Below are 22,241 nucleotides of genomic sequence, written 5' to 3'. Positions count from 1 at the left end.
CACACCAGAGGCCCCGGCTCCTCGGTACCCGCCGGCGGGCAGGACCTGCCACGGTGCAGGGCTGCGGTGCTTCACGCATGGTAGTCCGCATGGTGGGATCACGCGCCGCCCGGTGTCAGCCGAGCAACGCCAAGGCGAACAGCGTGCCGGTGGCCGCCGTCTCCGCCGTCGCGCCGAGCACGTCCCCGGTGATTCCGCCGAACCGTCGGACACAGCGTCCGAGCAGCAGCCGGGCGCAGCCGACGCCGAACACAACGGCCAGCGGGAGTCGAAGAGCTGACCATCCGTCGAACAGCCCGGCCGCGGCGACGGTCAGTGCCCCGAGGGCCGTTCCGGCGGCGGCCCCGGCGGGCGTCACGGTGCTCGCCACCATCGCCCCGAGCCCACCCGGACGGGCGGCCGGTACCGACCGCAGACAGCCCCAACCGAGCGCGCACCGGGCGGCCACCGCGGAGGCGAGCACCGCGAGCGCGCCGCGCGGCACCGAGTGCCCGAACTGCCCGGCCAGTGCGGCGACCTGGGCCAGCAGTACGAGAAGGAGGGTCAGTACGCCGAACGGGCCGATGTCGGACTGCTTCATGATCCGCAGCGCGTCCTCGGCCGGCTTGCCGCTGCCCAGCCCGTCGGCGACGTCCGCCAGACCGTCCAGGTGCAGCCCCCGGGTCAGCGCGGCGAGCGCCCCCACCGCCGTCACCGCCCCGAGCAGCCCGCCCGCCCGCCAGGCCACCAGCGCCCCCGCCCCGGCCGCGACGGCGCCCAGCACCAACCCCACCGCCGGGGCCACCGTCATCGCCCGCGCCCCCGCCGCGCGGTCCCACCGCTCCACCCGCACCCGCAGCACCGACAGCGTCCCGAACGCGAACCGCAGCCCCTCGCCCCACGTCGCCCGCTCGCCGTCGCCGGTCATCGCTCCCACTCCCTCACCGCACCGCACCGCACGAACCAAACCCCCGGGCCCCGCACCGACCGAAGCCCCGCGCCCCGGACAAACAGAATCCCCGCGCCCCGAAAGGGACGCGGGGAACTGCGCGAAGCGGAAGAGCCGGGCCTGCCGCCTGAGCACCAACGCTCAGTCGCAGGCACCCCGCCCCTGCTACAGCCTCCTGAGCAGATCCGCCGCCGAGGGCAGCTTCGGCTGCTCCTTGGGAGCCGCCGGGACGAACGGCCTCGGCGCCTCGTCCGCGAGCGCGTCGCCCGCCGCCTGGAGCAGCGGCAGCGCCAGCAGCGCGCCGACACCCTCGCCCATGGTGATCCCCTGGTCCTGCAGCGGCGTCAGGGTCAGTCGGTCGTACGCCTTCGCCTGGGCCGGCTCGCCGCTGGACTGCCCGGCCCGCCACCACTCCGGGGCCCGGAAGGCGATCCGCTGCGCGACCAGCGCGCAGGCGGCCGAGACCACACCGTCCAGCACCACCGGCAGTCGGCGGACGGCGGCCTGCAGCAGGAAGCCGGTGATCGCCGCGAAGTCGGCCCCGCCGGTCGCGCCGAGCAGGGCGATCTGGTCGCCGAGCACCGGCCGGGCCCGCCGCAGCGAGTCCCTGATGGTGGCGCACTTGACCATCCACACCCGGTCGTCGATGCCCGAGCCGCGTCCGCAGACCGCGGCGGCGTCCGTCCCGCACAGCGCGCCGACCAGGACGGCGGCCACCGTGGTGGCGCCGACCCCGAGGTCGCCGAGCAGCACCAGGTCGGTGCCGGAGTCGGCCTCCTCGTCGGCCACGGCCATGCCGGCCCGGAACGCCCGTACGGTCTCCTCCGGGGTGAGCGCGTCCTCGACGTCGATCCGGCCGGAGCCGCGCCGGATCCGGTGGGTGACCACCTCGTCCGGGAAGTTCGCGGCGTCGGTGTCCACGCCGACGTCGACCACCCGCACCTCGGCGCCGTAGCGCGCGGCCAGCCGGGCCACCGGCGCGGTGCCGTCGAGCACCGCCCGCACCCGGGCCGCGGTGCCGCCCTGGGCGGGCAGCCGGGAGACCCCGAGCGCGGCCACACCGTGGTCCGCGGCGAACAGCAGCACCTTGGGCGCCGACACCGGCCGTACCGGGGAGCGCCCCTGTACGGACGACAGCCAGCTGCCCAGCTCCTCCAGCTTGCCGAGCCCGCCGCGCGGCCGGCCGGCCTCCTGCCAGCGCTCCTCGGCGGCCCGCCGGGCGCTGTCGTCGGGGCGCTCGACGAGCGAGGAGAACGTATCGAGATCCACGGTCGTGTCCATCGTCCGGAAGGCTACACGCCACAGGTGTTCAGGCTGCGGTTGGCTTGATTGTTACAACCTGCCCGGCCACCACCAGCAGCACACGCTCCGAGGCGTCCGCCACGGCCATGTTGAGCCGGCCCAGCGTGTCGCGGAAGCGCCGGCCGGCGGCGGTCGCCGGGACGACACCCATGCCGACCTCGTTGCTCACCGCGACGACCGTCCGCGAGGTGGCCGTCCAGGCCGCGGCCAGCGCCTGGCAGCGGCGCTGCACCGCGGCCTCGCCGCCGTCCGCCCAGGCCCGGTCGTCCCAGGCGTCGCACTCGTCCATCACCGAGGTCAGCCACAGCGCCAGGCAGTCGATCAGCACCGGCGCCGGGTCGGCGGCGTCGGTGAGCACGGCCTCCAGGTCGCAGGTCTCGGCGGTGCGCCAGCTCGCCGGCCGCCGCTCCCGGTGCAGCTCGATCCGCTGGGCCCACTCGGCGTCGCCGTCCCGGGTACCGCCGGTGGCCACGTACAGGACGTCCGGCCGGTCGGCGAGCAACTGCTCGGCGCGGGTGGACTTGCCGGAGCGCGCGCCGCCGAGCAGCAGCGTGCGGGGGAGCGGGGAGTGGGGCGACATGGCGCCCATCCTGCCCGACCAGGCATACGGAAGATCGAGCCGGGCAGGCTATGGTGCGCACCACATAGGCAGCGGGAAGCGCGGGAGGAGCCGGGCATGGTCTGGACGTGGCGGTACGAGAAGGCGGACGGCAGTGCGGTGACGCCCACCGGCGGCCAGGAGGAGTTCGCCGGCCAGGGGGACGCCGAGACCTGGATCGGGGAGAGCTGGAAGCAGCTCGTCGAGGACGGCGTGGACACCGCGGTCCTGCTGGACGACGGTCAGCAGATCTACGCGATGAGCCTGCACGAGGCCTGAGCCCCCGCCCCCCGAGCCGAAGGGCGCGCCGCTGCCGAAAGCGAGGAGCGACAAGCGAGGCACGAGCGCCGGAGCGACGAACGTCGACAGCGGATCAGAGCGCCCGGAGGCGAGCGGGGGAGAAGAAGCGGGCGGGCGATCAGCCGCTACTTCGCCCCGATCACGTGCAGCAGCGCAGCGACCCGCCGGTACGGGTCGGTGCGGGCGGCCCGGTCCTCGGCTTCCAGCAGCTGGGCCAGCTGGCGCCCGTCCACCGGCGGGGTCGCGTCGTCGGGCGCGTTGTCGGTGAAGACCCGCACGCCGTACCAGTGCTTGAGCGGCACCGACACCTCGGAGAGGGTGACGGTCAGGTCGGCGAGCCGGTCGGCCCGGGCGGCCAGCCCGAGCCGGTTGTAGTACCGGTCGCTCTCGAAGGCGTGCAGGGCGGCCCGCCAGTCCCCGGCGGCGGCGGGCCGCAGCGCCAGCGCGTCGCGGTTGCGGACCAGCAGCGAGAGCAGACCGCCGGGCGCCAGCAGCCGGGCCAGCGAGGCGATCATCGGGTCCGGGTCGGGCAGGTACATCAGGACGCCGTGGCAGAGCACCACGTCGAAGCTGCGCGGGCCGAACCAGCGCCCGCACTGGTGGCCGTCACCGCTGAGCAGCTGCAGCCGGCCGCGCACCTCGGGCGGCTCCTCGGCCAGCGCCCCCTGGGCGACGCCGAGCGCGACCGGGTCGGAGTCGATCCCGGTGACGTAGTGGCCGGCCCGCGCGAGCCGCAGGGCCTGGGTGCCCTGGCCGCAGCCGATGTCGAGGACGCGCTGCGCGGTGCGGCCGGTCAGCTGCTCGGCGAGCTGGCGGGAGACGAGCTCCTGGCGGACGAAGTTGCGCAGTCCGCCGAGCCGGTCCAGCCAGGCGCCGGCGCCGCCGGCGAAGGAGCCGCTGCGCGAGGGCAGCCGACGCTCCTGGCCGAGCCGGTCGTGGCCGCCGTCCCCCTGTCCGGGAAGCGCGTACAGGCCGGGCCCCTCCCAGGAAGGCGGGGCCCAGCCGGAGTCCACCGGTTCGGCGGTCAGGGCTTCTCCCCGCGCCGCACCTGCGGCTTGGGCAGGCGCAGCCGGCGCATCTGCAGGGTGCGCATGATGCCGTAGGCGACCACGCCGCGGGTGTTCTGCCCGGCGAAGCGCTCGGCCAGCTGCTTGCGCAGGCCGAAGCCGAGGCGCACGAAGTCCAGGACCACCAGGATGAAGAACAGCAGGAACAGCAGCGTCGACAGCAGCTGCAGGGCCTGCACCTTGATGATGCTGAGCACCAGGATGACGACGGCGGCGGGCAGGAAGAACTCGGCCAGCGACCAGCGCGAGTCGATGTAGTCACGGGCGAACTTGCGCACCGGGCCCTTGTCGCGGGCCGGCAGGTGGCGCTCGTCGCCGTCCATCAGGGCCTGGCGCTGCTTCTCGCGCTCGACCCGCATCCGGTCGCGCGCCTGGCGGGAGGCCTCCTTGCGGTCCTTGGGCACCGTCACCCGGGTACGCCGGTTGGCCTCGGCCTCACTGCGCTTGGGGGTGGGGCGGCCCTTCTTGGCCTGCGGGTGGCGGGCCTGGGTCGTCTCGTCCTGCTTCTCCAGCACGGTGGCGGAGGCGGCGGCATCATCTGAACGGCGTCGGAACACACCACCAGCCTACGGGGTGCGTCGCCGCGACCACGGGTCCCCTCGGACCCAAACGCATATCGATCCTCCGGGTCCGGCCCCGAACCGGGTTTCCCGAGCCCTTCCCGTAGGGGATCAGTCGGATGGACTATGGGGAGGATGAGAGTCGGATCCACCCGGGGGATGAGGAACTGCCACCGGTCGCTGTAGCAGTCTTGTTGCAGGCAGGTGCACTGCGGCGACGGGCTCGCTGCACATACACTCGTCGTGTCTGGTAACGAGATATACACCGCAGGCCGGAGAAGGGGGCACCCGAGGCCCATGAGCGACGGAATCATGAAGCGTATGGGGCTGATCTTCCGCTCCAAGGCGAACAAGGCCTTGGACCGGGCGGAGGATCCGCGTGAGACGCTTGACTACTCCTACCAGAAGCAGCTCGAACTACTGCAGAAGGTACGGCGTGGTGTCGCGGACGTCGCGACCTCGCGCAAGCGCCTGGAACTCCAGCTGACCCAGCTCCAGCAGCAGTCCGCGAAGTACGAGGACCAGGGCCGCAAGGCGCTGTCGCTCGGCCGCGAGGACCTTGCGCGCGAGGCGCTGACCCGCAAGGCCAACATGCAGTCCCAGATCAACGACCTGGAGACGCAGTACCAGGCCCTGCAGGCCGAGGAGGAGAAGCTCACGCTCGCCTCCCAGCGGCTGCAGGCCAAGGTGGACGCCTTCCGTACCAAGAAGGAGACCATCAAGGCCACCTACACCGCGGCCCAGGCGCAGACCCGCATCGCCGAGTCCTTCTCCGGCATCTCGGAGGAGATGGGCGACGTCGGCCTGGCCATCCAGCGTGCCGAGGACAAGACCGCGCAGATGCAGGCCCGGGCCGGTGCGATCGACGAGCTGCTGGCCTCCGGCGCGCTCGATGACGCGAGCGGTCTCGGCCGCAAGGACGACATCGAGGCCGAGCTGGAGCGGGTGGCCGGCGGCTCCGACGTCGAGCTGGAGCTCGCCCGGATGAAGGCCGAGCTGTCCGGCGGTTCCTCCTCCGGTCCGGCGGCGATCGAGCAGGGGCAGCCGCAGCAGCAGCCGCAGCCCCAGCAGCAGCCGCAGGACACCCCGCGCATCAACTACAACAAGTGATCTGAGCTCGACCCCACGAACCAGGGAGACGCACGGCATGATCATGAGGGTCATGGGTGAGGGGCAGTTCGAGGTGGGCGAGGACCACCTGAACCTGCTCAACCAGCTCGACGACGAGTTGCTCACCGCAGTGGAGTCGGGCGACGAGGAGAACTTCCGCCAGGCCTACGGCAAGCTGCTGGACGCGGTGATGCGGTACGGCAGCCGGCTGCCCGACGACGCTCTGGAGCCGTCCGACCTGATCCTGCCGAACTCCGAGGCGACGATCAGCGAGGTCCGCGCGCTGCTGCTGTCCGAGGGCGAGGGCGTGATCCCGGGGTTCCCCGAGTACGAGTAGCTCCTCCGGCTGTTGCCAGACGAAAGGGCGGGCCCCCTCCGATGGGAGGGGGCCCGCCCTTCGGTGCTAGTCGCCCGCTCGCCTCCGGGGCGCTTGGACCCGGTGCCGACGGTCGGCGCTCCGGCGCTCGTACCTCGCTTGTCGCTTCTCCCTTTCGGCACCGGCGCGCCCCTTCGGCTCGGGGCGGTGCTATTCGCCCGCTCGCCTGTGACTCGCCGGCCCGGGGCGGTGACCCGCCCGCTCGCCTCCGGGCGGGCAGGCGGGTGGCGGGGCCGGACTACGGCAGGGCCAGCATCCGGTCCAGCGCCTCCTTGGCGTACTTCTCGGTCTCCGGGTCGACGGTGATCACGTTCGGAACCCGGCCCTCGACCAGCGACTCCAGCGCCCAGACCAGGTGCGGCAGGTCGATCCGGTTCATGGTCGAGCAGAAGCAGACCGCGCGGTCCAGGAAGACGATCTCCTTGTCCGGGTGCGCCTTGGCCAGGCGGCGGACCAGGTTCAGCTCGGTGCCGATGGCCCACTTGGTGCCGGGCTCGGCCGCGTCCAGGGCCTTGATGATGTACTCCGTCGAGCCCACCATGTCGGCGGCCGCGACGACCTCGTGCTTGCACTCGGGGTGCACCAGGACGGTCACGCCGGGGATCCGCTCGCGGACGTCGTTCACCGAGTCCAGGCTGAACCGGCCGTGCACCGAGCAGTGGCCGCGCCAGAGGATCATCTTCGCGTTCCGCAGCTGCTCGGCGGTCAGGCCGCCGTTCGGCTTGTGCGGGTTGTAGACGACGCAGTCGTCCAGCGAGAAGCCCATGTCGCGCACGGCGGTGTTGCGGCCGAGGTGCTGGTCGGGCAGGAAGAGCACCTTCTCGCCCTGCTCGAACGCCCACTCCAGGGCGCGCTTGGCGTTGGAGGAGGTGCAGATGAGGCCGCCGTGCCTGCCGGTGAAGGCCTTGATGTCGGCGGAGGAGTTCATGTACGAGACCGGGACGGTGACGTCGGCTATGCCGGCGTCGGCCAGCACGTCCCAGCACTCGGCGACCTGTTCGGCGGTGGCCATGTCGGCCATCGAACAGCCGGCCGCGAGGTCCGGCAGGACGACCTGCTGCCGGTCGCTGGTGAGGATGTCCGCGGACTCGGCCATGAAGTGCACGCCGCAGAAGACGATGTACTCGGCCTCGGGGCGGGCCGCCGCGTCTCGGGCGAGCTTGAAGGAGTCGCCGGTGACGTCGGCGAACTCGATCACCTCGTCGCGCTGGTAGTGGTGTCCGAGGATGAAGACGCGGTCGCCGAGCGCGGACTTGGCCGCGCGGGCGCGCTCGACGAGGTCCGGGTCGGACGCCGGGGGGAGGTCGCCGGGGCACTCGACGCCGCGCTCGCTGTTCGGATCGGCCTCCCGGCCGAGCAGCAGCAGAGCGAGCGGCGTCGGAGTGGGGTCGACGCCGTAGGTCTCGGTGATGGTGGTGGTCACGGGCGGGTGCCCTTCTGTGCGGCCGATCAAGCGGTTGAGCCTTTTCGTCTATCTGACGCTATCTATTCTAACCGGTTAGCGTCAGAGTGACGATGGCCATCCTGTCGATGTGACGAGAACCGCTCGCCAAAACGAATGCTTCCGGGCGTGGCCGAATCGATATTTCGAAGCCGCCGGGTATGGCTGAGCCCATGAAGGCAATCGCGATCAACCGCTACGGCGGCCCCGAGGTGGTCGAGTACACCGACCTGCCCGACCCCAAGGTCGGGCCCGACTCGGTCCTGGTGCAGGTACGGGCGGCCGGGGTGAACCCGGTGGACTGGAAGATCCGGGACGGCGCCCTGGACGGCATGCTGGACGTCCACTTCCCGCTGGTCATGGGCTGGGACGTGGCCGGCGTGGTCCGCGCCGTCGGCGGCGGGGTGACCGAGTTCACCCCCGGCGACGAGGTGTACGGCTACGTCCGCAAGGACGCCGTCGAGCACGGGACCTACGCCGAGCTGGTCTCCGCCCCCGTCCGCACCCTCGCCCGCCGGCCCGCCGCGCTGGACTGGGCGCAGTGCGGCGGCCTGCCGCTGGCCGGGCTCACCGCGCTGCAGAGCCTGCGGGCGCTGCGGCTCGCCGAGGGGGAGACCTTGCTGGTGCACGCCGCGGCCGGCGGGGTCGGCCACCTGGCCGTCCAGATCGCCCGCGCCCGCGGCGCCCGGGTGATCGGCACGGCGGGCGAGCGCAACCACGACTACCTGCGCGGCCTGGGCGCCGAGCCGGTCGCCTACGGCGAGGGCCTGGCCGAACGGGTCCGCGCGCTCGCCCCGGACGGCGTGGACGCGGCCCTCGATCTGATCGGCCGCGGCGCCGTCCAGGTCTCGGCCGGGCTGGTGGCCGACCCGGGCCGGATCGCCTCGATCACCGACTTCGGCGTGAAGGCCCTCGGTGGCCACTACGTCTGGGTCCGCCCGGACGCGGCGGACCTGGCCGAACTGGCCGCGCTCGCCGACGACGGCCGGCTGACCGTCACCGTCGCCTCCACCTTCCCGCTCGCCCAGGCGGCCTCCGCCCAGGCGCTCAGCGCCGAGGGCCGTACCCGGGGGAAGATCGTCCTGCTGATGGACTAGAGGCCTGTCCGGCGGATCCCCGTCGGACAGGCCCGGGCCTTCTCCCCGTCATCCGCCAGCGATGAACTCGTTCAGGTCATCCGCCAGAATGGGTGGCGAACCGTTTCGGCAGCGGCCGTGGCCGAGCACCAGCCGCCGCCGGGACGTCCCCTCGACCCCCCGCACGATCCGTGGAGCCCCGCACCGATGACCAGCAGCCGAGCGCACGAGGTGATCGGGGCCGACCTGGACGAGACCGATCGCCAGCTCCTCGCCCGCCTCGGCAGCGACGGCCGCGCCTCCTACGCCGAGATCGGCCTGCAGGTGAACCTCTCCGCCACCGCCGTGCGCCGTCGGATCGACCGGCTCCGGGCGCGCGGTGTGGTGCGGGGCTTCACCGTGGTGCTGGACCCGGCCGTGCTCGGCTGGCAGACCGAGGCCTTCGTCGAGGTCTACTGCCGCGAGCGCACCGCCCCCGAGGAGATCCTCGCCAGCCTGCGCCAGTTCCCCGAGGTGGTCGCCGCCTGGACGGTCACCGGCGACCCGGACGCCCTGGTCCACCTGCGGGCCGCCGACATGCGCCAGCTGGAGGCCGTCATCGAGCGCATCCGGCGCGAGCCCGGCGTCCAGCGCAGCCGCTCCTCGGTGGTCCTCTCCCAGCTGATCGGCTGACCCGTCCGGCCCCACGCAGGAATCCTGCGCGGACCCGCCCGAAGACGCTCGAAACCTGCCTGACCAGCCGCGTTCCGACGCGCGTCGAAGCACCGCCGCTGCCTACGCTGATCACGTCCGGTCAGCGCGGTGAGGCGTCCCGCGGACCGGATCCCCCCGACACCCACAGCCGAGAGGGACAGCCGTGTCCGCAGCACCCGACCGCATGCACCGGCCCGACAACGAACTGGTCGACCTGGTTTTCGACTACATGCGGGAGCGACTGCAGTACGACCCCGTTCCGCTCGACCACCCCGGTGACGGCGAGCACCTGCGCGCCCAGCTGTCCGGCCTGCTGAACCAGGACGGCAACAACCCGGCCGACGTGCTCAAGCTCTACGACCACGAGCTGTCCCGCGCGGTCATCTCCGCCGACAGCCCGCGCTACCTGTCCTTCATCCCGTGCGCCCCCACCAAGGCCGCGCTGCTGTTCGACATGGTCGTCTCCTGCGCCTCGCTGCAGGGCATCTCCTGGCTGGAGGCGGCCGGCGCGATAGCCGCCGAGAACCAGGTGCTGCGCCTGATCGCCGACCGCGCCGGCCTGCCCCAGACGGCCGGCGGCTGCTTCGTCTCCGGCGGATCGGCGGGCAACCTGTCCGCGCTGGTCGTCGCCCGCGACACCGCCCGCCGCCGCCTCGGCGTCGGGCCGGAGGCGCGGCTGCGGATAGCCGTCGCCGACCAGGTGCACTCCTCGGTCAAGAACACCTTCAACATCATCGGCGTCGAGGCCTTCAAGGTCCCGACCGTCAACCGGCGCTTCACCGGCGAGGCGCTGCGCGCCGCCCTGGCCGACGACCCCAACCCCGAAACCGTGATCGCGGTCGTCGGCACCGCCGGCACCACCAACGAGGGCATCGTCGACGACCTCAAGGGCCTGGCAGAGGTCGCCCGTGAGCGCGACCTGTGGTTCCACGTGGACGGCGCCTACGGCGGCGCGGGTCTGTTCGCCCCCTCGGTGCGCGAGCGCTACGACGGCATCGAGCACGCCGACTCCTTCGTGGTCGACCCGCACAAGTGGCTGTTCGCCCCCTTCGACTGCGCCGCGCTGATCTACCGCAACCCGCAGCTCGCCCGCGCCGTGCACACCCAGGACGCCTCCTACCTGGACGTCCTGCACACCGAGGGCGACGAGTGGAACCCCACCGACTACGCCTACCACCTGACCCGGCGCGCCCGCGGCCTGCCGCTCTGGTTCTCGCTGGCCGTGCACGGCGTCCAGGCCTACACCGACGCCATCGAGACGGGCCTCCAGCTGGCCCGGGACACCGCCCAGCTGATCCGTGACACCGAGCACCTGGAGCTGCTGTTCGACCCGCAGCTCTCCGCCGTCTGCTTCAAGCGCAAGGGCTGGACCAACGAGGACTACTACCGCTGGTCGCAGCAGTTGCTCGCGGACCAGATCGGCTTCGTGACCCCGACCGGCTGGGACGGCGAGACGGTGGCCCGCTTCGCCTTCCTGCACCCGGGCACGACCATGGAGATGGTCCGGGAGATCCTGGACACCATGGCCTGATCGACGCTCCGCGCGTACGGCCCCACCGGCTCGCCCGGCGGGGCCGTACGCGTACCTACAGGAACGCTCCGCTCGGCAGGTACGGGCTCGGCGGCCGCATCCCGCGCACCCCGACGAAGCCTCTGGTCTCCGGCGTCAACCCGACCTCCAGGCCGACGTCCAGCGCCCACTCCTGCTCGGCGGTCAGGTACTCCACCCGCGCCTCGACCCCGTCCGGCACCCGGGCCAGCGCCTCGCGCAGCAGCCGGGCGGCGATCCGCTTGCTGGTGGCCGCCAGCAGCCGCACCGTGCCGCCGTCCCGGTAGCAGTAGCCGCTGCCGGCCAGCGCGTCGGCGACCAGCAGCTCCTCGAAGTGCCCGAGCATCAGCTCGTGGTCCGGGCCGTGCGCCGACCCGCGCAGCCGCCGGTCCACCGAGTCCAGCAGGTGCAGCTGGGTGGCGTTGCCGCGGTGCACCGGGATGTCCCCCGGGTCGATCAGCCCGTTCCGGTCCACCCGTCCGGTCAGCCGCATCGCCGGGTGCAGGGTGAACCCGGCCAGCCGGTAGCGGCGGGCCGCCGCCGGGGAGGAGGAGGCGCAGACCATCCCGCGCAGACAGCCCCGCGCGTGCGCCGTGGCCCGTTCCAGCAGCAGCCGGCCGACCCCCTTGCCCTGCGCGGACGGGCGGACGGCGAACAGCGAGGGCGTCCACAGGCCCTCGCGGCGCATCGACAGCACCACCCCGACCGCCTCCCCACCGCTTTCCGCCAGCCAGCAGCCCCCGGGATCGGTGCGTGCCAGGTGCCGGGTCCGGGCCAGCTGCAGCGGTGTCGGTTCGGGCGGCGCCGGAGCGGTGGTCGGCTCGGGCGGCGCCGGAGCGGTGGTCGGCTCGGTGAAGGCGGCGAAGGACAGTTCCTGGACGACCTCCGCGTCCCCTGCGGTGTCCCTGACCTGGCGAAGGATCATGCCGACCATCCTGGCGTCCGACGGACGGCTGCGGGGCCGGTTCACCCGGATCCAGGACCAGGGCGGTGACCCGCACTGCTCGGTTGTGCGAGCATGGGGAGCGTAAGGGAGACGGGTGGCACACCCGGCCCACGGAAACCAGCCGTCGAACAGGCCGCAGAAATCCATCGCCGTCCGGGAAATGAATCCGGACGGCCGTTGGTTGGCACTGGCGGCAGACCGTCGTCAAGACCGGGAGAAAGCAGATGACCGTCCAGGACGAGACCACCGTCGAGAGTGGCATCCTCCTCACCGATGCCGCCGCGGCAAAGGTCAAGGCCCTGCTGGAGCAGGAAGGCCGCGAGGACCTCGCGCTGCGCGTCGCCGTCCAGCCCGGTGGCTGCTCCGGCCTTCGTTACCAGCTGTTCTTCGACGAGCGCTCGCTCGACGGCGACGTGGTGAAGGACTTCAACGGCGTCAAGGTCGTCACCGACCGGATGAGCGCCCCGTACCTGGGCGGCGCCACCGTCGACTTCGTCGACACCATCGAGAAGCAGGGCTTCACGATCGACAACCCGAACGCCACCGGCTCCTGCGCCTGCGGCGACTCCTTCAGCTAAGCCTGAAGCGCGGGCCCAGCCCGAAACGCGGGTGGGGGGGGGCGGGGGCGGGGCCCCGGGCCGCGCACCCGCGGGCCCCGGCCGCGCGGGCCCCCCGCCCGCGGCGCCCCCGGCGCGGCCGCGGGGGCGGGGCCCGCCCACTCCTCCCACGCGGTCCCGGGCGGCCCCCGCCGCCGGGGGGGGCGGCGCCGCGGGCTGGGGCCCGGGGCCCCCCCACACGCGTTTCCACGGCTAGCGGGCCGCGCCGTCCGGGGTCACCGGGTCCGGGCCGGCGTGCGGGTCGCCCTCCAGCGGCACCTCCTGGCCGCTCGTCCGGTCGACCACCGTCCGCCCGGCCAGCGGCGAGCGCAGATCGGCGGCGACCGCCTGCCGCTTGGCCAGCGCGGTGCAGACCTGCCCCGGCTGGACGGCCGGCGGGCCCGGCACGACCTCGACGGCCACCTTGCCCGCCTGCGACTCGTCCGCCTTCAGCGCGTACTTGGTGCAGACCCCGCCGAAGAAGTAGACGGTCAGCTTGTTGCCGCCGTCCGCCCGGTAGGCGATCGGCGGACGCACCGCAGGACCGGCCCCGGTGCCGACCGGGTTGGGCTCGCCCGGGGCGATCGCGTTGCCCGGGGGAGTGGCCGCCCCCGACGGCTGCCCCGGGGCGGGCTGGGCCGGAGTGGGGGCCCCGCCGGTCGGCGGCGTCCGGGCCGGCTCGCCGGTCGCGCCGGACGCCGTCGCGGGCGGGGTGCCGGGGGGCGTCGGGGCCTGCGGGGCGCCACTCACCGAGGCCGAGGAACTCGCGGAGGCGGAGGCGCCCGCCGAGTCCGCCGAGCTCTTGCCGTCCCCGTTGCACCCGGCCACCGTCACCACCGCCGCCAGCGCCACAGCCGCCAGGGCCACCGCTCGCCGACCGCGCCGGGGCATCGTCTCCAGGTCCATCTGCACATCCTCCCGAGGGCTCAGCGGCGCCGCCCCTCGGCCGCTCCGCGCGGATGTGACGTGCCCCGGTCGGATCCGGTTCCGCTCTCAGACGGAACGGATCATGCCGTACTCGGCCATCCCGGCGACCAGCCGCTGCGCCCCGGACGGGACCCGGACGCCGACGGACGCGGGGGCGGTCGGCTCCGGGTCCGCCGCCAGCAGCGGCCAGAACCGGCGCAGCTGCCGCGAGGAGCTCACCAGCGCGTCGAGGGTCTCGCCGTCGGCTTCACCCCGGAGGGCGGACGGCGGAGAGTGTTTGGGCATCATCGGGCATCGCTCCGATCCAGAGCCGTGGCGGCACTGCCACGGTCGAAGTCGGGACCCGCCCGGTCCGGCCGGACCCCTCTAAGGCCGACCCTAGGCCCGGTTTCCGTACACCCACCAGTGCTACCCGGAGGTAGTACACGTTCGAGGGCAAGGGGTGCCACCATGGCCGGAGGGGGACAGCTTGAGCGGCACTCTTGCTGGCGCACGGTGCGGGCCCGGTACCGTGAGTGGGTTCATCCGACCCCGCCCGCTGGCCCTGCTGCCATCTTGAGGAGACCTTCCGTGCGTATCGCCGTCGCCGGCTCGATCGCCACCGACCACCTGATGACGTTCCCCGGTCGGTTCGCCGACCAGCTCGTCGCCGAGCAGCTGCACACCGTGTCGCTGTCGTTCCTGGTCGACGCCCTGGACATCCGCCGCGGCGGCGTCGCGCCGAACATCGCGTTCGGCATGGGCGTGCTCGGGCTCCGGCCGGTCCTGGTCGGCGCCGCCGGTGCGGACTTCGCCGAGTACCGCAGCTGGCTGGAGCGCAACAACGTGGACTGCGACTCCGTCCACATCTCCGAGACCCGGCACACCGCCCGCTTCATGTGCACCACGGACGAGGACCACAACCAGATCGCCTCGTTCTACACCGGTGCCATGGCCGAGGCCCGCAACATCGAGCTCAAGCCGATCGCCGACCGCGTCGGCGGTCTCGACCTCGTCCTGGTCGGCGCCGACGACCCGCAGGGCATGGTCCGCCACACCCAGGAGTGCCGCACCCGCGGCTACTCCTTCGCCGCCGACCCCTCCCAGCAGCTGGCCCGCCTGGAGGGCGACGACATCCGCGAGCTGGTGGACGGCGCCGCGTACCTGTTCACCAACGAGTACGAGGCCGCGCTGATCGAGAACAAGACCGGCTGGGGCGCCGAGGAGCTGCTCACCCGCGTCGGCACCCGGGTCACCACCCTGGGCAGCAAGGGCGTCCGGATCGACCGCAAGGGCGAGGCCCCGATCCTGGTCGGCTGCGCGAAGGAGGAGGCCAAGGTCGACCCGACCGGCGTCGGCGACGCCTTCCGGGCCGGCTTCCTGACCGGCCTGTCCTGGCAGCTCGACCTGGAGCGCGCCGCCCAGCTCGGCTGCATGCTCGCCACCCTGGTGATCGAGACCGTCGGCACCCAGGAGTACGAGCTGCGCCCGAGCGCCTTCCTGAAGCGCTTCGAGGAGAACTACGGCGCCGAGGCCGCCGCGGAGATCCGCGCCCACCTCGTCAAGTAGGCCCGCTCCCTCAGGAGCGGCGCAGCACCAGGTAGGCCGAGCCCCGGTCGCCGCCGTACTCGGCGGCCGGGGCCTCGCCCGCGTACTCCTGCCCGCGCATCTCGCACCAGGCCGGGATGTCCAGCCGGGCCGCCTCGTCGTCCGAGAGCACGGCGACCGTGCCGCCCACCGGCACCTCGCCGATCCGCTTCGCCAGCTCGATCACCGGCAGCGGGCAGCGCTGGCCCAAGGCGTCGATGACTGTCACTCGCCCGCTCGCTGTGACTCGCCCGCTCGCCTCCGGGCGCTCGGACCCGGTGCCGACGCTCTTCGCTCCGGCACTCCCTCCTTCGTCGGTCGCTTGTCGCTCCTCGCTTTCGGCACCGGCGCGCCCTTCGGCTCGGGGCGGGACTCGCCCGCTCGCGGTCTGTGCAACCGGCCCCGGCGCCACCGCCACCGGCGCCGGTAGGTCCAGCCCGAGCGGGGCCCGGACGCCCGCCACCAGGTCCGGCAGCACGGTGAGGAAGCGCTCCACGTCCGCCTCGGCCGTCCCGTACGGCAGCGAGACCCGGACGTTGCCCTCGGTGAGCACCCCCATCGCGGCCAGCACATGGCTCGGTGTCAGCGTCGAGGAGGTGCAGGAGGAGCCGGAGGAGACCGCGAAGCCCGCCCGGTCCAGCTCGGTGAGCAGCACCTCGCCGTCCACGTACAGACAGGAGAAGGTGACGATGTGCGGCAGCCGCCGCACCGGGTCGCCGACCACCTCGACCTCGGGCACCAGCTGCGGCACCCGGGTGCGGATCCGCTCCACCAGCGCGTGCAGCCGGGCGTTCTCCCGCTCGGCCTCGGCCCGTACGGCGCGCAGCGAGGCGGCCGCGGCCACGATCGCCGGGACGTTGACGTAGCCGGGCACCCGGCCGCCCTCGCGCTCGTCGGCCGGCAGTGGCGAGGAGTACCGGACCCCCTTGCGCACGGCGAGGACCCCGACCCCGGGTGGCCCGCCCCACTTGTGCGCGCTCGCGGTCAGCAGCGACCAGCCCGCCGGGACGTCCGTCCGCCCGACGCTCTGCGCCGCGTCCACCAGCAGCGGCACCCCGGCCTCGGCGCACAGTGCGGCGACCTCGCCGACCGGCTGGACGGTGCCCACCTCGTGGTTGGCGCTCTGCAGCGCGGCCAGCGCGGTGTCCGGGCGCAGCAGGGCGCCGAAGACCTCCGGGTCCACGCGCCCGGTGCGGTCCACCGGGGCGACCGAGACCGAGCCCCCGCCCGCCTCTCCTCCGGCCTCCGGCCGGGGGTACTCCCATCGCTCGGCGACGTGCAGCACGCTGGAGTGCTCCACCGCGGAGTACACCAGGTGCGCGCCGCGCCGCCGGTTCCCGGTCAGGGCGCCCAGCAGGCCGAGTTGGACGGCCTGGGTCCCGCTCGCGGTGAAGGCGATCTCGTCCGCCCGCGCGCCCAGGACGGCGGCCACCGTCTCGCGGGCGGCGTCCAACAGCATCCGGGCCTGTCGGCCGGAGCGGTACAGCCGGGCCGGATCGGCCCAGCCCTCGTCCAGGGCGGCGGTCAGGGCCTGCCGCGCGACGGGGTGCAGAGGGGCCGTCGAAGCCACGTCGAAGTACACGGTGCCATTTAACGACACACCCGGGAGCGCCTCCGCTCCGGTCGCGTGGCTCACCGGCCGTCAGTCGATCATCCTTAATGTCCGCTTCGTCCGCGACCGACGGGCCGTCACTCACGTTGTTCGAGGCCATCCCCCGATCGGGCGTAAGGACCTCGAATGCCTACGATGACCTGCGGCGTAGCCCTTGCCGGGCCTGATCGGGCGACCGGGCGGCGCGTTACCGGGGGCTGCCCGTCAGGAGCGCATAAGGCTGGAGTAGGGTTTGGCCCGCATAAGCATTCAAACCGTGCCCGTGGACGGGTCGCCAGGGAGGCTCACAATCCTCCTTCGGTGCGACGCGAAGGCGGGCGAGACTTCGGGAAGGCGCTACGTGAGTCCCAACGGCTCCGACCGCTCGCCGCGGCGCACGATGCGGCGGAAGCTGCCTCAGGCGCTGGCACTGGGCCTCGTCATCGCGACCGCCACCGGCTGCTCGGCCAACGACCTCCCCAGGCTTGGCCTCCCGAGCCCCGTCACGTCGGAAGGGCCCTTGGTCCTCCGGATGTGGCAGGGCTCCTGGATCGCGGCGCTGGTGGTCGGCGTACTGATGTGGGGTCTGATCATCTGGAGCGTGATCTTCCACCGGCGCAAGCGCACCGGTGTGGAGATCCCCCCGCAGACCCGGTACAACGTGCCCATCGAGGCGCTCTACACCGCGGTCCCCATCATCATCGTCTCGGTCCTCTTCTACTTCGTCGCCCGCGACGAGGCGAAGCTGACGTCGGTCTCCGCGAAGCCGCAGCACTACGTCAACGTGGTGGGCTTCCAGTGGAGCTGGGCGTTCAACTACGAGAACACCGAGACCCCCGACCCGGCCAACAAGGACGCCGCGTACGAGGTCGGTACGCCCAAGGACGCTCCGACGCTCTGGCTGCCGGTCAACGAGACGGTGCAGTTCCGGCTCACCTCTCGTGACGTCATCCACGACTTCTGGCCCGTCAACTTCATGATGAAGATGGACGTCGTGCCGGGCGTGGTGAACAAGTTCGAGGTCACCCCGACCGTCAAGGGCGACTACGTGGGCAAGTGTGCCGAGCTCTGCGGCGTGGACCACTCGCGCATGCTGTTCAACGTCAAGGTCGTCGACCGCGCCGACTACGACAAGCACCTGGCCGACCTTCGTGCCAAGGGCCAGGAAGGTGCGGTGCCTTCCGGCGTCATCACCATGGGAAGTGAAGCGAAGTGACCATCCTCAACGAGCCCGCCGCGGCCGGCGGGGGCGCCGAGGCCGTCACGGTCGGGGCGCAGCGGACCCGGAAGCCGGGTTCGACCATCATCAAGTGGTTGACCACCACTGACCACAAGACGATCGGCACCCTGTACCTGGGCACGTCGTTCGCCTTCTTCCTGATCGGTGGCATCCTCGCCCTGGTCATGCGTGCCGAGCTGGCTCGTCCCGGGACCCAGATCCTGTCGAACGAGCAGTTCAACCAGGCGTTCACGATGCACGGCACGATCATGCTGCTGATGTTCGCGACGCCGCTGTTCGCGGGCTTCGCGAACTGGATCATGCCGCTGCAGATCGGCTCCCCGGACGTGGCCTTCCCGCGTCTGAACATGTTCGCGTACTGGCTGTACCTCTTCGGTTCGACCATCGCGGTCTGCGGCTTCCTGACCCCGAACGGTGCCGCCGACTTCGGCTGGTTCGCCTACTCCCCGCTGTCGGACGCGGTGCACTCGCCCGGCATCGGCGGCGACATGTGGATCATGGGTCTGGCCTTCTCCGGCTTCGGCACGATCCTCGGTGCGGTCAACTTCATCACCACGATCATCTGCATGCGCGCCCCGGGCATGACGATGTTCCGGATGTCGATCTTCGTCTGGAACGTCCTGCTGACCTCGGTGCTGGTCCTGCTGGCCTTCCCGGTCCTGGCCGCCGCGCTGTTCGCCCTGGAGGCCGACCGCAAGTTCGGTGCCCACGTCTTCGACCCGGCCAACGGCGGGGCGATGCTGTGGCAACACCTGTTCTGGTTCTTCGGCCACCCCGAGGTGTACATCATCGCGCTGCCGTTCTTCGGCATCGTGTCGGAGATCATCCCGGTCTTCAGCCGCAAGCCGATGTTCGGCTACTCCGGTCTGATCGCGGCCACCATCGCGATCGCCGGTCTGTCCGTGACGGTGTGGGCGCACCACATGTACGTCACCGGACAGGTACTGCTGCCGTTCTTCTCCTTCATGACCTTCCTGATCGCGGTCCCGACCGGTGTGAAGTTCTTCAACTGGGTCGGCACCATGTGGAAGGGCTCGCTGAGCTTCGAGACGCCGATGCTGTGGACGGTCGGCTTCCTGGTCACCTTCCTCTTCGGTGGTCTGACCGGTGTCCTGCTGGCCTCGCCGCCGATCGACTTCCACGTCTCGGACTCGTACTTCGTCGTCGCCCACTTCCACTACGTGGTCTTCGGCACCGTCGTCTTCGCGATGTTCGCCGGCTTCCACTTCTGGTGGCCGAAGATGACCGGCAAGATGCTGGACGAGCGCCTCGGCAAGATCACCTTCTGGACGCTGTTCTTCGGCTTCCACACCACCTTCCTGGTGCAGCACTGGCTCGGTGCGGAGGGCATGCCCCGCCGTTACGCCGACTACCTGGCCTCGGACGGCTTCACCACCCTGAACACCGTCTCGACCATCGGCTCCTTCGTGCTCGGCCTGTCGATCCTGCCGTTCCTCTACAACGTCTGGAAGACCGCCAAGTACGGCGAGAAGGTCGCCGTGGACGACCCGTGGGGCTTCGGCCGCTCGCTGGAGTGGGCGACCTCCTGCCCGCCGCCGCGGCACAACTTCCTCACCCTGCCCCGGATCCGCTCCGAATCCCCGGCCTTCGACCTCCACCACCCGGAGATCGCCGCGCTGGACTACCTGGAGAACCACGGTGAGCCGGCCAAGCACCTCGCCGGTGTGACCCCGGCGAAGTACGACGCCCCGCAGCTGGGCAAGGGCAAGAAGGAGGGCGACGCCTGATGAAGGAACAGGGAAAGATCTTCCTCGGCCTGTCGGTCTTCGTGCTGGCCATGGCCATCACCTACGGCCTGTGGACCAACAACTCGGGCCCGGGTCTGGAGGCCGCCGGTACCACGGCGCTGTTCCTGGCCTTCGCCCTCTGCGCCTTCATCGGGTACTACCTCGCCTTCACCGCCCGCCGGGTGGACAGCGGCGCGGGTGACAACCCCGAGGCCGAGGTCGCGGACGACTCCGGCGAGCTGGGCTTCTTCGCCCCGCACAGCTGGCAGCCGCTCTCGCTGGCGCTCGGTGGCGCGCTCGCCTTCCTGGGCGTGATCTTCGGCTGGTGGCTGATGTTCTGGGCCGCCCCGATCATCGCGATCGGCATCTTCGGATGGGTCTTCGAGTTCTACCGCGGCGAGAACCAGAACCAGTAGGGTTCAGCTTCCGCCGACAGGGCCGGTTCCCCCGCACGGGGGAACCGGCCCTGTCGTTTCCCGGGGTGACCGCCTCACTCGCCCGGGTGAACGGCGGGTCGCTCGGATGTCGTTCGGATCAGGGCGTTCCTACGATCTGATTAATCGTGCGAAATCCTGGGAGGCGGCCATGGCCGACAGGCGCGGAATCGCAGGTATAGGCGGCATCTCGCTGACCCTCGCAGTGCTGGCCCCGCTGGCCGCCTGCTCATCCGGTGACGACTCCGGACCCCACCGGGTGGACGCGGCCCGGCTCGTCCACCTCTCGGCCAAGGACAAGGTCGATCCGTCCCAGCCGGTCACCGTGACGGCCGTGGAGGGCAGCCGGATCACCGACGTCACGGTGGTCGGCCCGGACGGCCGAGTGGTGGCCGGCAAGCTCGCCGACGACCAGCGCAGCTGGCAGACCACCGGCCGACTGAAGGCCGACACCGCGTACAGCGTCCGGATCTCCGCCGACGACGGCAGGAACGGCCGCGGCGACGCCACCGTCGGCTTCAGCACCCTGGCCGGCCAGCGCGTGCTCAATGCCAAGCTCGGCCCGGACTCCTCCGGCAGCGGCCTCTACGGCGTCGGCCAGCCGCTCACCGTGCAGCTCTCCCAGGCGGTGAAGGACCCGCAGGCCCGCCAGGAGGTCGAACGGGCCCTGACGGTGACCTCCCTGCCCGCCGTCACGGGCGCCTGGTACTGGGTGGACGACAAGAACCTGCACTTCCGCCCGGAGGAGTACTGGCCGGTCGGGACGACCGTCTCGCTGGCCTTCGACGGCACCGGCACCCGGATCGCGGACGGCCTCTACGGCGGCGACCGCAGCTCGCTGCGGCTGCGGATCGGGGCGCGGGTCGAGACGGTGATCGACGCGGCCGCCCACGAGCTCACCCTGAAGCGCGACGGCCAGGTGCTCCGGACCATCCCGGTGACCACCGGCAGGCCCGGCTTCGACACCCGCAACGGCATCAAGGTGGTGCTCGGCCAGGAGCGCTCGGTCCGGATGAACGGCGAGACGATCGGTATCCCGACCGGCACCTCGGATTCCTACGACCTGAACGTCGAGTGGGCCACCCGGGTGACGTGGAGCGGCGAGTACGTCCACGCGGCGCCCTGGTCGGTGAGCTCCCAGGGCATCGAGAACGTCAGCCACGGGTGCACCGGCATGAGTACCGACAACGCCAAGTGGTACTACGACAACACCCGGGTGGGGGACCTGGTCACGGTGGTGAACAGCCGCGGCGCCAAGATGGAGCCCTTCGGCAACGGCTTCGGGGACTGGAACGTCTCCTGGACGGACTGGGTCAAGCACAGCGCCCTCGGACAGCCCCTCAGCACCAACGCGCCGGACTCCCAGGCCCCCGCCGCAGGGATGATGCGACCGGAGGTCTGAGGCTGATACTCGCCCGCTCGCCTCCGGGGCGCTCTGATCCGGTGCCGACGGTCGGCGCACTGATTATCGCCCGCTCGCCTCCGGGGCGCTCTGATCCGGTGCCGACGGTCGGCGCTCCGGCGCTCGTGCCTCGCTTGTCGCTTCTCCTTTTCGGCACCGGCGCGCCCCTTCGGCTCGGGGCGGGGACTCGCCCGCTCGCCTCCGGGGCGCTCTGACCCGGTGCCGACGGTCGGCGCTCCGGCGCTCGTGCCTCGCTTGTCGCTTCTCCCTTTCGGCGCCGGCGCGCCCCTTCGGCTCGGGGCGGGGACTCGCCCGCTGGCCTCCGGGGCGACTCAGGCCTCGGGGTAGGCCAGCTGCAGCGCGGTGACCGCGGCGGCCAGGGCGTCGGCGTGGGACAAGCCCAGACGGTTCGCCCGTTCGGCGTACTCGCCGGCGGCCTCGGCGGCCAGCCGGTGGGCGGTGTCCCCGGTGGCGGCGATCAGGGTGCCGCGCCGGCCGTGGGTCTCCACCACGCCGTCCGCCTCCAGCTCCCGGTAGGCCCGCGCCACCGTCCCGGCGGCCAGGCCCAGTTCCTCGGCCAGTGCCCGGACGGTGGGCAGCCGCAGCCCGGTCGGCAGATCGCCGGAGCGGGCCCGCTCGGCGATCTGGGCGCGGATCTGCTCGTACGGGGGAGTGGCGGCGGCGGGGTCGACGGACAGCTGCACGGGGGCTCCTGGAGAGGCGGTGCGGGTACAGGAAAGCCCGAGGGCCGCCGACCAGGTGAACTCTGGTCAGCGGCCCTCGGGGTGACG

At 72.2% G+C, this 22,241-nt stretch carries 22 protein-coding genes and 1 pseudogene; 12 read left to right on the top strand and 11 right to left on the bottom strand.

Going from position 1 to position 22,241, the window contains the following annotated elements:
• Positions 1–115 precede the first annotated feature (115 nt).
• The 3 genes and pseudogenes from ACGF12_RS18235 to cobU form a co-directional block, all read right to left on the bottom strand.
• Entirely contained in the window at positions 116–907 is a 792-nt protein-coding gene (locus ACGF12_RS18235; RefSeq protein ID WP_393030543.1) for an adenosylcobinamide-GDP ribazoletransferase, read from the bottom strand.
• A 186-nt stretch (positions 908–1,093) separates the two neighbouring features.
• Positions 1,094–2,209 carry a nicotinate-nucleotide--dimethylbenzimidazole phosphoribosyltransferase gene (locus ACGF12_RS18230; protein ID WP_393030540.1) on the bottom strand — a complete coding sequence of 372 codons (1,116 nt, stop codon included), beginning with the start codon at positions 2,207–2,209 and terminating at the stop codon, positions 1,094–1,096.
• 28 nt (positions 2,210–2,237) lie between these two features.
• A pseudogene (gene cobU / locus ACGF12_RS18225) lies at positions 2,238–2,786 on the bottom strand (bifunctional adenosylcobinamide kinase/adenosylcobinamide-phosphate guanylyltransferase); the annotation flags it as partial.
• 120 nt (positions 2,787–2,906) lie between these two features.
• Here cobU and ACGF12_RS18220 point away from each other — a divergent pair.
• Positions 2,907–3,107 (top strand): hypothetical protein, encoded by a 201-nt coding sequence (locus ACGF12_RS18220; RefSeq protein WP_387623127.1) that lies wholly within the window; start codon positions 2,907–2,909, stop codon positions 3,105–3,107.
• Between the two features lie 146 nt (positions 3,108–3,253).
• Here the strand turns inward: ACGF12_RS18220 and ACGF12_RS18215 are convergent, their stop codons facing one another.
• Complete coding sequence (locus ACGF12_RS18215) at positions 3,254–3,994, bottom strand: class I SAM-dependent methyltransferase (RefSeq protein WP_393030666.1); 741 nt, start codon at positions 3,992–3,994, stop codon at positions 3,254–3,256.
• Positions 3,995–4,152: 158 nt separating this feature from the next.
• The gene (locus ACGF12_RS18210) at positions 4,153–4,752 is read right to left on the bottom strand and encodes a DUF3043 domain-containing protein (RefSeq protein WP_393030537.1); all 600 of its coding nucleotides are present in this window, start codon (positions 4,750–4,752) and stop codon (positions 4,153–4,155) included.
• A 300-nt stretch (positions 4,753–5,052) separates the two neighbouring features.
• Here ACGF12_RS18210 and ACGF12_RS18205 point away from each other — a divergent pair, with 300 nt between their 5' ends.
• Positions 5,053–5,865, top strand: coding sequence for a PspA/IM30 family protein (locus ACGF12_RS18205; RefSeq protein ID WP_393030534.1), 813 nt, complete (start codon positions 5,053–5,055; stop codon positions 5,863–5,865).
• A gap of 37 nt (positions 5,866–5,902) precedes the next feature.
• Positions 5,903–6,202 (top strand): hypothetical protein, encoded by a 300-nt coding sequence (locus ACGF12_RS18200; protein ID WP_393030531.1) that lies wholly within the window; start codon positions 5,903–5,905, stop codon positions 6,200–6,202.
• A gap of 277 nt (positions 6,203–6,479) precedes the next feature.
• Here the strand turns inward: ACGF12_RS18200 and nadA are convergent, their stop codons facing one another.
• Complete coding sequence (gene nadA / locus ACGF12_RS18195) at positions 6,480–7,664, bottom strand: quinolinate synthase NadA (protein WP_393030528.1); 1,185 nt, start codon at positions 7,662–7,664, stop codon at positions 6,480–6,482.
• A 191-nt stretch (positions 7,665–7,855) separates the two neighbouring features.
• Here nadA and ACGF12_RS18190 point away from each other — a divergent pair, with 191 nt between their 5' ends.
• From ACGF12_RS18190 to ACGF12_RS18180, 3 genes are all read left to right on the top strand, one after another.
• The gene (locus ACGF12_RS18190; RefSeq protein WP_393030525.1) at positions 7,856–8,779 is read left to right on the top strand and encodes an NADP-dependent oxidoreductase; all 924 of its coding nucleotides are present in this window, start codon (positions 7,856–7,858) and stop codon (positions 8,777–8,779) included.
• Positions 8,780–8,965: 186 nt separating this feature from the next.
• Positions 8,966–9,430 carry an Lrp/AsnC family transcriptional regulator gene (locus ACGF12_RS18185; RefSeq protein ID WP_393030522.1) on the top strand — a complete coding sequence of 155 codons (465 nt, stop codon included), beginning with the start codon at positions 8,966–8,968 and terminating at the stop codon, positions 9,428–9,430.
• A gap of 184 nt (positions 9,431–9,614) precedes the next feature.
• The gene (locus tag ACGF12_RS18180; RefSeq protein WP_393030519.1) at positions 9,615–10,982 is read left to right on the top strand and encodes a pyridoxal phosphate-dependent decarboxylase family protein; all 1,368 of its coding nucleotides are present in this window, start codon (positions 9,615–9,617) and stop codon (positions 10,980–10,982) included.
• 55 nt (positions 10,983–11,037) lie between these two features.
• Here the strand turns inward: ACGF12_RS18180 and ACGF12_RS18175 are convergent, their stop codons facing one another.
• On the bottom strand, positions 11,038–11,925 hold the full coding sequence (locus tag ACGF12_RS18175) for a GNAT family N-acetyltransferase (RefSeq protein ID WP_393030516.1): 888 nt from the start codon (positions 11,923–11,925) through the stop codon (positions 11,038–11,040).
• Positions 11,926–12,170: 245 nt separating this feature from the next.
• On the opposite strand from ACGF12_RS18175, the gene erpA reads away from it, so the two are divergent.
• Positions 12,171–12,524 carry an iron-sulfur cluster insertion protein ErpA gene (gene erpA / locus ACGF12_RS18170; RefSeq protein WP_387623529.1) on the top strand — a complete coding sequence of 118 codons (354 nt, stop codon included), beginning with the start codon at positions 12,171–12,173 and terminating at the stop codon, positions 12,522–12,524.
• 231 nt (positions 12,525–12,755) lie between these two features.
• Here the strand turns inward: erpA and ACGF12_RS18165 are convergent, their stop codons facing one another.
• Positions 12,756–13,448, bottom strand: coding sequence for a hypothetical protein (locus tag ACGF12_RS18165; RefSeq protein ID WP_393030512.1), 693 nt, complete (start codon positions 13,446–13,448; stop codon positions 12,756–12,758).
• Between the two features lie 87 nt (positions 13,449–13,535).
• Positions 13,536–13,754 carry a hypothetical protein gene (locus ACGF12_RS18160; protein ID WP_393030509.1) on the bottom strand — a complete coding sequence of 73 codons (219 nt, stop codon included), beginning with the start codon at positions 13,752–13,754 and terminating at the stop codon, positions 13,536–13,538.
• A 285-nt stretch (positions 13,755–14,039) separates the two neighbouring features.
• Here ACGF12_RS18160 and ACGF12_RS18155 point away from each other — a divergent pair, with 285 nt between their 5' ends.
• Positions 14,040–15,017: a carbohydrate kinase family protein gene (locus tag ACGF12_RS18155; RefSeq protein WP_393030506.1), complete on the top strand. Its 978-nt coding sequence runs from the start codon at positions 14,040–14,042 to the stop codon at positions 15,015–15,017.
• Positions 15,018–15,027: 10 nt separating this feature from the next.
• Here the strand turns inward: ACGF12_RS18155 and ACGF12_RS18150 are convergent, their stop codons facing one another.
• The gene (locus tag ACGF12_RS18150) at positions 15,028–16,617 is read right to left on the bottom strand and encodes a cysteine desulfurase/sulfurtransferase TusA family protein (protein WP_393030503.1); all 1,590 of its coding nucleotides are present in this window, start codon (positions 16,615–16,617) and stop codon (positions 15,028–15,030) included.
• A gap of 370 nt (positions 16,618–16,987) precedes the next feature.
• Here ACGF12_RS18150 and coxB point away from each other — a divergent pair, with 370 nt between their 5' ends.
• From coxB to ACGF12_RS18130, 4 genes are all read left to right on the top strand, one after another.
• Positions 16,988–17,842: a cytochrome c oxidase subunit II gene (gene coxB, locus ACGF12_RS18145; RefSeq protein WP_393030500.1), complete on the top strand. Its 855-nt coding sequence runs from the start codon at positions 16,988–16,990 to the stop codon at positions 17,840–17,842.
• Positions 17,839–19,614 (top strand): cytochrome c oxidase subunit I, encoded by a 1,776-nt coding sequence (gene ctaD / locus ACGF12_RS18140; protein ID WP_387623514.1) that lies wholly within the window; start codon positions 17,839–17,841, stop codon positions 19,612–19,614. The genes coxB and ctaD overlap by 4 nt, the downstream gene beginning before the upstream one ends.
• A complete protein-coding gene (locus tag ACGF12_RS18135; RefSeq protein WP_387623511.1) occupies positions 19,614–20,030 on the top strand; it encodes a cytochrome c oxidase subunit 4 in 417 nt (138 codons plus the stop codon). The genes ctaD and ACGF12_RS18135 overlap by 1 nt, the downstream gene beginning before the upstream one ends.
• Before the next feature lie 169 nt (positions 20,031–20,199).
• Positions 20,200–21,450: an Ig-like domain-containing protein gene (locus ACGF12_RS18130; protein WP_393030496.1), complete on the top strand. Its 1,251-nt coding sequence runs from the start codon at positions 20,200–20,202 to the stop codon at positions 21,448–21,450.
• 332 nt (positions 21,451–21,782) lie between these two features.
• On the opposite strand, the gene ACGF12_RS18125 is transcribed toward ACGF12_RS18130, so the two are convergent.
• Positions 21,783–22,154, bottom strand: a complete 372-nt coding sequence (locus ACGF12_RS18125; protein WP_393030493.1) for a GntR family transcriptional regulator — start codon at positions 22,152–22,154, stop codon at positions 21,783–21,785.
• Positions 22,155–22,241: the final 87 nt, after the last annotated feature.

Origin of the sequence: Kitasatospora sp. NPDC048296 (assembly GCF_043201815.1) — a bacterium.
Taxonomy (GTDB): domain Bacteria; phylum Actinomycetota; class Actinomycetes; order Streptomycetales; family Streptomycetaceae; genus Kitasatospora.
This window is presented reverse-complemented; position numbering and strand designations above follow the sequence as displayed.